Raw genomic sequence first — 12,982 nt, forward strand, 5'->3', positions numbered from 1 at the left:
AGGGGCGCGGGGCTGCATCGATATGCGGCTCCGCCGCGTGGGCGCGACAAGCCACGTACGACCCGCAGCCGCCAGTCGGCCGACGCACCCCACTGATGAGGCGAACCAGTCACCCCTTCACCGCGCCCGTCAGCATCCCCTTCTTGAAGTGCTTCTGGACGAAGGGAGACAGCACGGCGACCGGAAGCAGCGCCATCACCATGACCGCCATCTGTATGGCCAGCCCCGAGAGCTGCCCGGTCTTGATGGCCTGGCCGAGTCCCACCGGGGGCTCCTGCTTCTGCACCAGCTGGATCATGACGTTCTGCAACGGCATCATGTCCTGGTCGTTCAGGTAGAGCGAGGCGTTGAACCAGGCACTCCAGTAGCCGACCGCGTAGAACAGCGTGATCACCGCGAGGACCGCCCGGGACAGCGGCATGACGATCTGCCACAGGACCCGGAAGTCCCCGGCGCCGTCGATGCGCGCGGCGTCGATGAGTTCCTGCGAGATCCCCATGAAGAAACTGCGCAGCACCAAAATGTTGAAGACGCTCAGCGCGCTCGGCAGGATCAGCGCGAGATAGCTGTCCGTCAGGCCGAGGGACTGCACCAGCAGATAGGTGGGGATGAGGCCGGCGCTGAAGAACATGGTCGCCAGCATCGTCATCAGGATCCAGCGGTGGGCGAGGGATCCGCGGCGGGACAGGCCGTAGGCGCACAGGACGGACACCGCCATCGAGAACAGCGTGCCGAACAGGGTGACGAGGAGGCTGACGATCGTGGCGCGGGTGACCTGGCCGCCGCTGAGCAGTTCCCGGTAGGCGATGAAGGTGATGCCCTTGGGCACCATCACGAGGCCGCCCGCCTCGTCGATGGTCTTCCGCGAGGAGAGGCTGGTGACGATCACGATCCACAGCGGGAAGACGACCGCGAGGCAGGCGATCGTCAGGGCGATGCCCTTGCCCGCGAGGCCGGCCTTCGAGGGTTCTTCCTCCCAGGCCGGGCGTTCGGGCGCGGACCACCAGCGGGGCGCCTTCCGCTCGGCCGGCCCGGTGTCCTGGCCCGGCTCCCACATCACGGACGTCACTTCTCGTACACCCCCTGCTCGCCCATCAGATGGGCGATCTTGTTCGCGGCGAGGACCAGACCGATGCTGACCACGCCCTTGATCAGGCCGGCGGCGGCCGCGTAGCCGAAGTCCTGGTTGCGTACGCCGTTCCACCACACGAAGGTGTCGAGGACCTCACCCGCGCCCGTTCCGACGCCGTCGCGTTGCAGCAGGATCTGTTCGAAGCCGACGGTCAGGGCGTCGCCGACGCGCAGCACGAGCAGGAGGGCGATCACCGGACGCAGGGCGGGGAGTGTGACGTGCCACATGCGGCGCCAGCGTCCGGCGCCGTCCATCGCGGCGGCCTCGTAGTGGTCGGTCGGCACCGAGGCCAGCGCGGCGAGGAAGACGATGATCCCCCACCCGGCGTCCTTCCACACGCTCTGCGCGGTGAGCAGGAAGGCGAAGGTGTCCGGGTTGGTCATGATGTCGAGGCCGTCGTAGCCGTTCTGCCGCAGCAGTTGGGAGAGCATTCCCGCGCCGCCGAACATCTGCTGGAAGACGGCGATGACCAGCACCCAGGAGAAGAAGTGCGGCAGGTAGAGAACCGCCTGCGCGACGGCCCGGACCCGGGGCCGGATCACGCTGTTGATGAGCAGCGCGAGCAGGACCGGGATCGGGAAGAACAGCACCAGCTGGACGAAGAACAGGACCAGCGTGTTCTGCACGGCGTTCCAGAAGGCCGAGTCCTCGAAGATCCGCTGGAAGTTCTCCAGGCCCACGAAGGGGCTGTGCAGGATGGAGACGATGCCGTTGTCGCTGATGTAGGGGTCGTAGTCCTGGAAGGCGACGACGTTGCCGAGGATCGGCAGGTAGTTGAAGACCAGGACCAGCAGGACGGCCGGGAGCGTCATGAGGATCAGGACCCGGTCGCGTCTGAACCTGAGCCTCAGACTCAGCTTGCCCGAGCGCTGCGCCTTCTGGGCGCCGGTGGCGTCGTCGGACGCCACCGGGGTGGTCACCGGTGTGCCGGCCTCGGTACCGCTCCGAGGCACCGTGCTGTGGGACACGGTTGTTCTCCTTGCCTCAGAGCCTTCTCAGCTCGCCGCCGAGCCGTTCTCGTCGAGGAGCTTCTTGTACCAGTCGCGCAGCTTGTCGCCGCCCTTGCTCTTCCAGTCGGAGACGGCCTGCTGCATGTCGCTGATCTTCTTGTGCCCGCGGATGATGTCGTCCTCGAGCTGCTCGAAGTTGTTGGCGAGGTTGGTCCAGCGGGAGGGCTCGGTGATCTGCAGGCCCCAGAAGGACGACTTCTTGGTGAAGGCGCCCGTCCGCTGCTCCCACTCGACCATGCCCTTGGTGTAGTCGGGCAAGTCGGGGTGGGCGGTGGTCGCGGCGGGACTCGCCACCATGACGAAGGCGTTGAGAACCTCGTTGTTGCCCTTGTCGTTCTTGACGGGGACGCCGTCCTTGATCGTGTAGTGGGTGCCCGCGACGCCGTAGTTGGTCATCATCCACTCCTTGGTGCCGTACGGCGCCGCGGTGACGTTGGCGACCGCCAGGACGTCGTGGATGACGGACTCGGAGGCCTTCTTGTTGACGAAGGCGAAGATGCCGGCCGGGTTCTGGGCGTACAGCGTCGGGTCACCGCCGTCGTGGTTCCACAGGTCCATGCCCCAAATCTTGAAGTCGGGGTTCTGGGTGGCCTGGGAGGCCTGCTGGCCGTACCAGTTGACGATGTTGTTGTTCCAGATCAGGAACTCGCCGGCGGCGAACTTGGGGGCGGGGTCGGTGGCCTGGCTCTTGCCCAGCTTGAAGTCGGGGTGGACGACTCCGGCGGCGAACAACTTGCGCGTCCACTCGATGGCTTCCAGGTACTCCGGGGTCTCGATGCGGTTGATCAGCTTGCCGTCGACCAGGTTCCACCACAGGGGCTTCTCCCCTCCGCCGAGCACCCCGAAGGTGTTCATCGCGGTCCACTTCATGTCACCGCAGGCCCACCGCTTGGCCCTGGCGTTGGTGATGTCCTTGCACAGCGCCATGAACTCGTCGGCGGAACGGGGGACTTCGTAGCCCTCCTTGTCGAAGAGGTCCTGGCGGTAGAGGGGCACGATGGTCGGGACGGACGGGGCGGGCTGGGGCAGGCCCATCAGCTTGCCGCCGAAGATGGAACGCTGCCAGGCGTCACTCGGGATCGCCGCGAGGTTGGGGTACTCCTTGACCTTGTCCCCCGACAGGTACGGGCCCAGGTCGGCGAACTTGCCGATGATGGCGCTGGGTATCTTGCCCATCATGTTCCAGCTGGGGACGACGACCACGTCCGGTACGTCGCTCGATGCGAGGACCGCGCCGAGCTTCTGGTCGTAGGTGTTGCCGTCCTGGTTCCGCCACTTGACGTCGACGCCGATCAGGTCGTTCATCGACGTGTAGTAGGTGTTGTTCTGCTTCGGCGGCGAGCCCCAGAACGGCGACATGATGGTGACGTCGCCGCCCTTGCCGAGCTTCTTCGCCACCGAGGTCTTGAGGGTGTCCACGTCGAGCTTGGTGGTGAAGCCCATCGACGAACCGTTCTTGGACGGGATGTCAGGCTTCACCACGTTGCTGGCCACGTACGTCGGCAGGAGCTTCTTGGCGTCCCTCCCCGAGGTCGTGCCGTCGCGCGACCCGCCGTCCGAACCGCCGCAGGCGGACAGCAGCGGCATCCCGCCCGCCACCGCGGCGGCGGCGACCGCCGTGGAGGCGAGGAAGCTTCTCCGGCTGGGTGCGGAGGACTCGGAGGCGGCGTTCGGCGTCATTGCGTCAACCCTTCATGGCGCACCAGGACACCCGGCGGTGGAGCCGTCGGCTGCGGTGTCTTGAGTGGAACTGGCTGAGCCGAAGCGGTTCCCTGATCCCCGGTGGGCTGCGCACCGTCCGGCGGGCAGACCTCGTGATCGACGTAGTCGAAGCGCTTCGATGTTGCTGCGAGATTAAGTGAACACCCAGGGGTGCACAAGGGTCGTCCCCAAGATTCCTGCCTGGCGTGGAGGAAACAACCGAGGTCTTACGTGACTTGAAATGTCGGTGGCAGGCCGGACTTGCCGCCCCGGGATGTCTTGACACCCACCCCCGCGCCGAATGAGCATCGAAGCGCTTCGAAAGCGCCCGCCGCTCCATCGCAAGGGGAACCCCACGTGACCGCACAAACGCCGCCTACGCCGCCTTTCCGCGATCCGGCCCTGCCGTTCGCGAAGCGCATCGACGACCTGCTGTCGCGGCTGACCCTCGACGAGAGGGTCGGCTTCCTGCACCAGTTCGCCCCGCCCGTCGAGCGGCTCGGCATCGCCGCCTTCCGCACCGGCCAGGAGGCACTGCACGGCGTGGCGTGGATGGGCCCGGCGACGGTGTTCCCGCAGGCCGTGGGCCTCGGCGCGACCTGGAACACCGATCTCGTACGACGGGTCGGCGAGGCCGTGGCCGAGGAGACCCGCGCGATGCGCGCCCGCGACGACCGGGTCGGTCTCAACGTCTGGGCGCCGACGGTGAACCTGCTCCGGCACCCGCTGTGGGGCCGTAACGAGGAGGGCTACTCGGAGGACCCGAAACTCACCTCCGCCATCGCCACCGCGTACACGCGGGGTCTGCGCGGCGACCATCCGACGTACTGGCGCACCGCGCCGGTCCTCAAGCACTGGCTCGCGCACAACAACGAGACCGACCGCGCCACCACGTCGAGCTCGGTTCGCCCGCGGGTGCTGCACGAGTACGACCTGCGGGCGTTCCGCGAGACGGTCGAGGCGGGCGCCACGGCCGGGGTGATGCCGGCGTACAACCTGGTCAACGGCCGCCCGAACCATGTCTCGCCCCATCTGCGCGAGCACCTGCGCACCTGGACCGACGAGGAGCTGCTGGTCTGCTCGGACGCGGGCGCGCCCACCAACCTGGTCGACTCGGAGCACTACTTCGACACCCACGAGGAGGCGACCGCGGCCGCGCTGCTGGCCGGGGTGGACAGCTTCACCGATCACGGCACGGACAGTTCGCAGATCGTCCAGCGCATCCAAGGTGCCTTGGAGCAGGGCCTGTTGACGGAGGCCGACATCGACGCGGCGGTGCGCCGCCAGCTCTCCGTCCGCTTCAGGCTCGGCGAGTTCGACCCGCACGACGACCCGTACGCGGACGTCCGCGACTTCGACACCCCCCAGCATCGCGCGCTCGCCCAGGAGGCCGCCGAGCAGGCGGTGGTGCTGCTGAAGAACGACGGCGTGCTGCCGCTGGCCCCGGGCACCCGGATCGCGGTGGTCGGTCTGCTCGCCGACGAGTGCAAGCTCGACTGGTACAGCGGCACCCTCATCCACCGCTCGACCCCGCTTGCGGGCCTGTACGAGCGGTTCGACGCCGAGCGCGTCCAGTTCGCGGAGGGCGTGGACCGGGTCCTGCTGAAGACCTCCGCCGGTACGTTTCTGCACGTGCCCGAGGCCGAGGGCGCCTTTGACGAGGCGCGCGGCGCCCAGGGCGCCCTGGACCCGGCGCTGCTCGCGGGCCGCACGGACCTGCCCGCGCTCACCACCGACGCGGCCGGCACCGAGCTCGCGCTCGTCGACTGGGGCGAGGGTGTGCTGACCCTGCGCGCGCCCGACGGCCGCTACATCTCGGTCGCCGAGGACGGCCGGCTGCGGGCCTCCGCCGACCAGCCGGGAGGCTGGGTCGTCCAGGAGACGTTCCGGCTGGAACCGCGTGAATCCCACGGGAACGGACACCTCCTCAGGCACGTCGGCACGGGTCGCCATGTGTCGGTCGCCGCCGACGGAGCAAGGGTTGCCGACGGGAACCCGGAAACCTTCGAGGTCGTGGTCGTCGAAAGCGGCGAGGACGCGGTGGCCCGGGTCGCGGCGGAGGCCGACGTGGTGCTGGTGGTCGCGGGCAACGACCCGCACATCAACGGCCGCGAGACCGAGGACCGCACGACCCTGCGGCTGCCCGCCCAGCAGGAGCGGCTGCTGCGCGCCGCCCGTGCGGCAAACCCGGACACCGTGCTCGCGCTGACCTCCGCCTACCCGTACGCCCTCGACACCGCGGCCCTGCCCGCCGTGCTGTGGACGGCGCACGGCGGTCAGGCGGCCGGCACCGCGCTGGCCCGGGTGCTGGCCGGCGACGTCTCGCCGGCGGGCCGGCTCCCGCAGACCTGGTACGCCGACGACGCCGACCTGCCCGGTCTGCTCGACTACGACGTGATCGGCGGCCGCCAGACGTACCTCTACTTCGAGGGCACGCCACTGTTCCCGTTCGGCCACGGACTGTCGTACGCGTCCTTCTCCTACGGCGATCTGGCGGTGCGGGTCGCCGCCGAGGCCCTGCATGTCTCCTTCACGGTCACCAACACCGGTGAGGTGACGGCCGACGAGGTGGCCCAGCTCTACACCCGCGCCGTGGACCCGTCCGTCCCCCGCCCGCGCCGCGAGCTGGTGGCGCACCGCCGGGTGACGCTCGCACCCGGCGAGCGGACGGACCTCTCCTTCGACGTCCCGCTGTCCGCCCTGGAGTTCTGGGACGTGGCGCAGGGCCGCCCGCGGCTGGAGCCGGGGGACTACGAGCTCATGGCCGGCGCTTCCAGCGAGGACGTCCGACTGCGTACGACGGTGCGTCTCGACGGCGAGCCCGCCACCCCGCGTGCCGTGCTCGAACGGGGCCTGGACGCGGCCGACTTCGACGAGCAGAGCGGCGTGGACATCGTCGACCGCACGAAGGAGCGCGGCGACGTGGTGACGGCGGCGCCGGGCCGCACCGGTGAACTGGTCTACCGTTCCTGCGACTTCGGCGCCGGAGCGACAGCGGTGACCGTGTCCGTGGCGGGCGAGGGCACGGTGGAGATCTCCCTCGACGGCGGCCCTTCGGGGGCCGTCCTCACGGCGGAGGCGCCCGGGAGCGGCCCCTACGACTACACCACCCTGGGCGCCGCGATGACCGCCGAGGGCGTGCGGGACGTCCACCTCAGACTGCGCGGCGCTCTGCGGCTCGCGCACGTCGGCTTCTCCGGTTGAGGGTCCGGAGGACGCCGGCACAGAGAAGGGGCCCGGCACCGGAAGGCTTCGGTGCCGGGCCCCTTCGGGGACTGACGAGGGGGTCCCGTGTCTCAGCGGGGCGCTCGGCTCACAGGGCGAGGCCCGTCAGCACCAGGACCCGCTCGTAGGTGTAGTCGTCCATCGCGAACTTCACGCCCTCGCGGCCCACTCCGGACTGCTTGGCGCCGCCGTACGGCATCTGGTCGGCGCGGTAGGACGGCACGTCGCCGATGACGACACCGCCGACCTCCAGCGCGCGGTGGGCGCGGAAGGCGGCCTGGAGGTCGTGGGTGAACACACCCGCCTGGAGGCCGTACTTGGAGTCGTTGACGGCGGCGAAGGCCTCCGCCTCCCCGTCCACCTTCCGGATGGTGAGGACGGGCCCGAAGACCTCCTCGCAGGAGATGGTCGTGTCGGCCGGTACGTCGGTCAGGACGGTCGGCGCGTACGAGGCGCCGTCCCGCTCGCCGCCGGTCAGGAGCCGGGCCCCGGCCTCGACGGCCTCCCGCACCCACGCCTCGACCCGCTTCGCCGCGTCCTCGCTGACCAGCGGCCCGACGTCGGTCTTGTCGTCGCTCGGGTCACCGGTGACCTGGGCCTCGACGGCGGCGACGACCCGCGGCAGGAGACGGTCGTACACGGAGGCGTCCGCGATCACCCGCTGCACGGAGATGCAGGACTGGCCGCCCTGGTAGTTGGAGAAGGTGGCGATACGGGTGGCGGCCCAGTCGAGGTCGGCGTCGGAGGCGTAGTCGCCGAGGACGACCGCGGCGCCGTTGCCGCCGAGTTCCAGGGTGCAGTGCTTGCGGGGCACCGAGTCCATGATCGCGTAACCGACCTTCTCGGAGCCGGTGAAGGAGATCACGGGGAGCCGCTCGTCCTGGACGAGGGCCGGCATCCGGTCGTTCGGGACGGGCAGGACGCTCCAGGAGCCGGCCGGGAGGTCGGTCTCGGCCAGCAGCTCGCCGATGACCAGACCGGAGAGCGGGGTGGCGGGCGCCGGCTTCAGGATGATCGGCGCGCCGGCCGCGATCGCCGGGGCGACCTTGTGGGCGCACAGGTTGAGCGGGAAGTTGAAGGGCGCGATGCCGAGCACGACGCCCTTCGGGAAGCGGCGGGTGAGGGCGAGGCGCCCCTGGCCGCCGGCGTCGGTGTCCAGCCGCTGGGCCTCGCCGCCGTTGAAGCGCCGGGCCTCCTCGGCCGCGAAGCGGAAGACGGAGACGGCCCGCCCGACCTCGCCGCGCGCCCACTTGAGCGGCTTGCCGTTCTCGGCGGAGATCAGCTGGGCGATCTCCTCGGTGCGTTCGACGAGCCGCCTGCTGACGTGGTCGAGGGCGGCGGCGCGTACGTGGGCCGGGGTGGCGGCGAAGTCCTCGCGGACGGCGTACGCGGCGGCCACGGCCTCTTCGATCTGGGCGTCGGTCGGCAGGGCGACCTCGCCGACGAGACGGCCGTCCCACGGGGAGGTGACGGCGAAGGTGTCCTCGCCGGTGGCCTGACGGCCGGCGAGCCAGAAAGCGTGGGTGGCCACCACAGTGTCGTTGGGCATGTGCGAGTCCCGGCCCTTCCGCGTTGGGGGTGGGTGGTGCGATGCGTTCCACGGTAGGACGGGGGCGGGTGGACTGTGGTTGGCCGAGGTGTAGTGGTGGCGTGTGGTAGTACTCCGGTTTGGCAGGGTGGGGGCGGGTGTCCCTGGGGGCTCCGCCATCAGACCCCCGGCCTATGCCCACCCGCCACCCGACTCGGTGGTCGAGAGGCGCACGTCACCGGCGGACCCGGCTTTGGAGGACCACTTGACTGCCCGACCAAGACGGGTGGGCGTGGTGGGCGAAACGGGGGCCCGGGGCAGAGCCCTGGCAACGGCACCCGCACCCCCGCGCCTACTCCGACGACGTCGCCTTCAGTGCCAGCCACAGCTCCATCCGCACGTCCGGGTCGTCCAGTGACCGTCCCAGGATCTCCTCCACCCGCCGCATCCGGTACCGCAAGGTGTGCCGGTGGACCTTCAGGTCCGCGGCAGCCGCGTCCCACTGGCCGTGCCGCGACAGCCACGCCCGCAGGGAGGCCACCAGGTCGCCCCGGCCCCGGGCGTCATGGTCGTGCAGGGCCCGCAGCAAGCCGTCCGCGAAGGCCTTCACGGCGTCGTCCGCGAGCAGCGGCACCACCGAGCCCGCCGCCATCTGCTCGTGCTCGACACACACCCACCCCCGCCGCCGAGCCACCGACAACGCCTGCTCGGCCTGCTTGTACGCGGCGGCGGCCGCGATCGGCCCGGCCGGCGCCGACATCCCGACGACCAGCTCGTCCTCGTGCCCGACGGTCCCCGCTGCGGATCCGGAACCGGGTCCGGGTCCCGCGCCGGCCGTCTGCTCCGCCGCCGCGTCGCCGCCCTCCCGCGCGGCCTCCAGCGCCGTCGCGTACTCCGCGCACGCGGCCACCGCCGCGCCCCGGTCCGCGGCCAGCGCCACCAGCCGCTTCCCCTCGCCGTCCCCCTGGGGCACGACCAGCACCGTCTCCCCGGACCGCGCGGCCGCCGACTCCAGGACCTCGGTGAGCGACCCCAGCGGATCGCCCTGGCCGTCGGCGGCGGCCAGCGTCGCCGCCGTGGACTTGGTGAGCGGGACCCGCGCGTGACTGTCGGCCTGCACCCGCGCGGCCGACGCGGCGGAGGCCGACTCGGCGACGATCATCCGGAACGGCGCGTCGAGCAACTCCCCGTACAGGTCCCCGGCGACCGCCCGCGCGTGGTCGGGCTCACCGGCGAGCAGCATGCGCAGCACCGCCGCCCCGACCCGCTGCTCGGCCGCGTGCAGGGACCGCGAGCGTTCCGTGGTGAGCGTCAGCAGGGCGATGGCCGAGTGCAGGGCGTACCGCTCGGCCGTACCGAGCGCGGCGGCGGTGCCCACGGCCAGCGCGGCCCGTGGCCGACGGCCGGTGCCCAGCGAGTGCAGTTCGATCCGGTCCTCGTGCGGGGGGCCGCCCACCACCGACGAGGCGGGCGCGGGCCGCTCCCGCAGCCGCTCGACGTCCGCGGTCAGCCGGGCGGCGCGACGGCCCGCCCACTCCGGCGCGGTGGCGACGACGGCGCCCGAGGCGTCGTAGAGCGCCGCCCATCCGTCCACCTGGGAGGCGAGCGCGGCGAGCAGTCCCTCCGGGCCGTCGTTGAGGGTCTGCCGGGTCAGTTCGCGCTGCGCGGCGAAGCCCGCGGTCACCGCCCGGTACTGGTCGGCCGCGATCGCCGCCGAGACGGCCTTGCTGATGGCGAGGAACGGGGTGCGCCGCGGCACTTCCAGCAGCGGCAGCCCCTCCTGCTCGGCGGCCTCGACCAGCGCCTTGGGAATCTCCTCGTAGTTGACCCCGACGGCGAACCCGAGCCCGGCGACGCCCGCCCCGACCAGCCGCCGCACGTAACCGAGCATGGTCTCCGGGTCCTCGGCGTCCAGCTTCAGCGCGGTGATCAGCAGCAGTTCCCCGCCCTCCATGTAGGGCACGGGGTCGGCGAGTTCGCTTGCGTGGGCCCAGCGGACCGGGACGTCCAGGCGATCGCCGCCCGCGCGCACGGTGAGCTTGAGCGCGGAGTGATGGACGAGCGAGGCGAGCGTCGGGGGCATGAGGCCTTCAAGTATGTGTGACCGTTGTGATCTTTGTGATCTTTTGGCCGCCGTGTATGAACGACCTATGGTGATTCTGCCTCACTGTACGGTCGGCGCGTCACCTCAGCCCCGTAGATCGACCAGCAGCGGCGGCGCGTGCTCCCCCTTCACATTCGTCAGCGACAGCACGGCGTGCCCCGGCGGTACCCCGTGCGCCAGTTCGGACGCGGACCACCGCTCCCGCTCGACCTGCCGCACGGTCACGGCCCGCGCGGTCGGCGCCTTGCCGGTGATCACCCGTCGGACCATGTGGAGCGCCTTGCCGGCCGGGGTCTCGGCGATGATCTGCCGGTCCGTGACGTCGGTGGCGTCGATCCACTCCTTGCCCCACACCTCGGCGAAGTCCTGCCCGTCCCACGGAGTGAGCCCGGACAGCGCCATCCGGCAGCCGGTGGCCCCGAGCAGCGGCCCGCGCAGCGGCCTCGGCACGTCGTCCAGCGTGCGCAGGGTCAGCACGACCCCGGCGTTGCCGGACCGCAGCCGCTGGATGCCCCGCACCGCCTCGGGTGTCACCACGCCGGTCGCGTCGTCGAGCACCAGGCAGGCGAACAGCGACCGGTCCTCCCGTACCGCGACGCTCGCCGTGAACTGTGCCAGGACCAGCCGCGCCAGCATCTTCGAGGCGTCGGCGTGCCCGCGCTGGGGCAGGTCGACGCGCACCCGCACCGGGTGGTCCACCGCCTTCAGCGAGAAGGGCCGGGACTGTCCGGAGGTGTCGAAGAACCCGGCGAAGGCCGGCCGGTCGAGCAGCGCGACCCGGTCGGCGAGGACCCCGCCGACGTCCCCCGGGTGGCTCATCTGCCGCTCCCGCGCGTCCAGTTCACGCAGCAGTGACTCCTGCCCGGCGTCCTGGAGCCCCTGGCGCAGCGCGGCCAGGGGTGCCGCGGCGCCGTCGAGGAGCTGCCGCAGCTCCGGTACGGAGGGAAAGCGTCCGTGGACCGCGCGGAACGGTCCGAGGAGCTGGGCCAGGACGGTGGTGGACCGGCGGGTGTCGCCGCCCTGGTGAGGTTCGGCGAGGTCTCCGACGAGCGCCTCGGCGAGCACGGCCGCCGCCTCGTCCGGGTCGCTGGTCCCGCCGTACAGGTCGAGGTCGTACACGGAGTCCGGGTTCCCGATCTGTACGACGACGTCGTAGGAGTCGGCCGGGCCGAGCCCCGCGCCCGCGGCGCCGACCACGACGACGGCCGCCCGGCCGGCCAGCGCGTGCAGGCACAGGGACTCGGCGAGCGGACGCACGACGGTCCCGGTCTTGCCGGAGCCGGCCGGTCCGACGGCGAGCAGCGAGGTGCCGAGCAGGTCGGGGCCCAGGCCGAGGCCGGTGCCCCGGTAGGCGTACGGGTTGCGGGCGTCGTCGGCCGTGGTGCCCAGACGTACCTGGCCGGTGACCAGGTCGTGGTGGGCCAGCCGGGTCGGCAGGTCACGTTCGCCGGAGGGGTGCGGGCAGGCGCGGGCTCCCTCCTGGAGGACGGCGCCGGTGAAGGTGGCGAGGCTGTGCCGGCCGCTGCGTACGCCCTGCCAGGCGCGGGTGATCCGGGCGTGGTCGACATCCCGCATCAGCCCGGCGCGGGCCTCGGCGGCGAGCCGTTCGGCGGCGTCGGCGGCGCCGGCGGCCCGCAGCTGGGGCCACTCGGCGGGGTCCTGCTCGGGGGTGGGGACTCGTTCGGACGTCGGGACGGCACGGTTCCAGGCGGGTGGGCCGAAGCGGCGCCAGATCTCGCCCCAGCGGCCGAGACGGCCGACGACGAGCATGATCGTGAAGGCGATCAGGACGTAGTAGCCGTACCAGAGGATCGCGTTGCCGACCCGGTCGTCACTGTGCCGCCAGGAGTCCGGGGTGAACAGTTCCAGGGGCAGCACCCACCAGCCGCCGAGGTAGCCGTTCCACAGCAGGGACCAGACCAGCCAGCCCACCAGGAACGCGATCAGCGCGCCGCTGAGCAGCTGCCGCGTCGGGATCTGCTCGGGCTCCTCCTCCGGGCGGGGCCGGTGCCCGAACCGCCACATGCCCGGCGCCGCCTCCGGGCGGGGGGTGCGCAGCCAGGTGAGGAAGGCCGACCCGTCCGGCATCGGCGGCACGCCCGGCCCCGCGGGAGGCCGCGGTGGCATCGCGGGCACCTCCGGTGGCCCCGCGGGACGTGGCACCGGGTTCGCATGCGTACCCCGCGCGTCGTGCGTCCCGTCGCTGTCCATCGCCCTCGCCCCTTGACCAGCCGTTCCGTCCACCATCAGCGAGTCAATCTAACGCCCCCGGAAGGGGAGTT

Annotated in this window: 7 protein-coding genes; 1 reads left to right on the forward strand and 6 read right to left on the reverse strand. The window is 71.4% G+C overall.

Features of this window, described 5'->3' with window-relative positions; genetic code table 11:
• Nucleotides 1-109: 109 nt before the first annotated feature.
• The 3 genes from ABZ027_RS12800 to ABZ027_RS12810 are packed head-to-tail and all read right to left on the reverse strand — an operon-like array spanning nucleotide 110 to nucleotide 3,822.
• A complete protein-coding gene (locus tag ABZ027_RS12800) occupies nucleotides 110-1,057 on the reverse strand; it encodes a carbohydrate ABC transporter permease (protein ID WP_356767551.1) in 948 nt (315 codons plus the stop codon).
• A gap of 8 nt (nucleotides 1,058-1,065) precedes the next feature.
• A complete protein-coding gene (locus ABZ027_RS12805) occupies nucleotides 1,066-2,100 on the reverse strand; it encodes an ABC transporter permease subunit (RefSeq protein WP_356767355.1) in 1,035 nt (344 codons plus the stop codon).
• A gap of 27 nt (nucleotides 2,101-2,127) precedes the next feature.
• Nucleotides 2,128-3,822, reverse strand: a complete 1,695-nt coding sequence (locus tag ABZ027_RS12810) for an extracellular solute-binding protein (protein ID WP_356767357.1) — start codon at nucleotides 3,820-3,822, stop codon at nucleotides 2,128-2,130.
• A gap of 378 nt (nucleotides 3,823-4,200) precedes the next feature.
• On the opposite strand from ABZ027_RS12810, the gene ABZ027_RS12815 reads away from it, so the two are divergent.
• Nucleotides 4,201-7,047: a glycoside hydrolase family 3 C-terminal domain-containing protein gene (locus ABZ027_RS12815; RefSeq protein WP_356767359.1), complete on the forward strand. Its 2,847-nt coding sequence runs from the start codon at nucleotides 4,201-4,203 to the stop codon at nucleotides 7,045-7,047.
• Between the two features lie 109 nt (nucleotides 7,048-7,156).
• Here ABZ027_RS12815 and ABZ027_RS12820 read toward each other — a convergent pair whose 3' ends face one another.
• From ABZ027_RS12820 to ABZ027_RS12830, 3 genes are all read right to left on the reverse strand, one after another.
• Entirely contained in the window at nucleotides 7,157-8,602 is a 1,446-nt protein-coding gene (locus ABZ027_RS12820; RefSeq protein ID WP_356767553.1) for an aldehyde dehydrogenase family protein, read from the reverse strand.
• Between the two features lie 346 nt (nucleotides 8,603-8,948).
• Nucleotides 8,949-10,679, reverse strand: a complete 1,731-nt coding sequence (locus ABZ027_RS12825; RefSeq protein ID WP_356767361.1) for a PucR family transcriptional regulator — start codon at nucleotides 10,677-10,679, stop codon at nucleotides 8,949-8,951.
• A 105-nt stretch (nucleotides 10,680-10,784) separates the two neighbouring features.
• Nucleotides 10,785-12,911: an ATP-binding protein gene (locus ABZ027_RS12830; RefSeq protein ID WP_356767363.1), complete on the reverse strand. Its 2,127-nt coding sequence runs from the start codon at nucleotides 12,909-12,911 to the stop codon at nucleotides 10,785-10,787.
• Nucleotides 12,912-12,982 lie beyond the last annotated feature (71 nt).

It is taken from the genome of Streptomyces sp. NPDC006332 (assembly GCF_040612855.1).
GTDB lineage: Bacteria > Actinomycetota > Actinomycetes > Streptomycetales > Streptomycetaceae > Streptomyces.

Coding starts and splice junctions, on each gene's coding strand:
- ABZ027_RS12810 (WP_356767357.1), bottom strand. CDS start 3,822: ATGACGCCGAACGCCGCCTCCGAGTCCTCCGCACCCAGCCGGAGAAGC.
- ABZ027_RS12830 (WP_356767363.1), bottom strand. CDS start 12,911: ATGGACAGCGACGGGACGCACGACGCGCGGGGTACGCATGCGAACCCG.
- ABZ027_RS12800 (WP_356767551.1), bottom strand. CDS start 1,057: ATGTGGGAGCCGGGCCAGGACACCGGGCCGGCCGAGCGGAAGGCGCCC.
- ABZ027_RS12825 (WP_356767361.1), bottom strand. CDS start 10,679: ATGCCCCCGACGCTCGCCTCGCTCGTCCATCACTCCGCGCTCAAGCTC.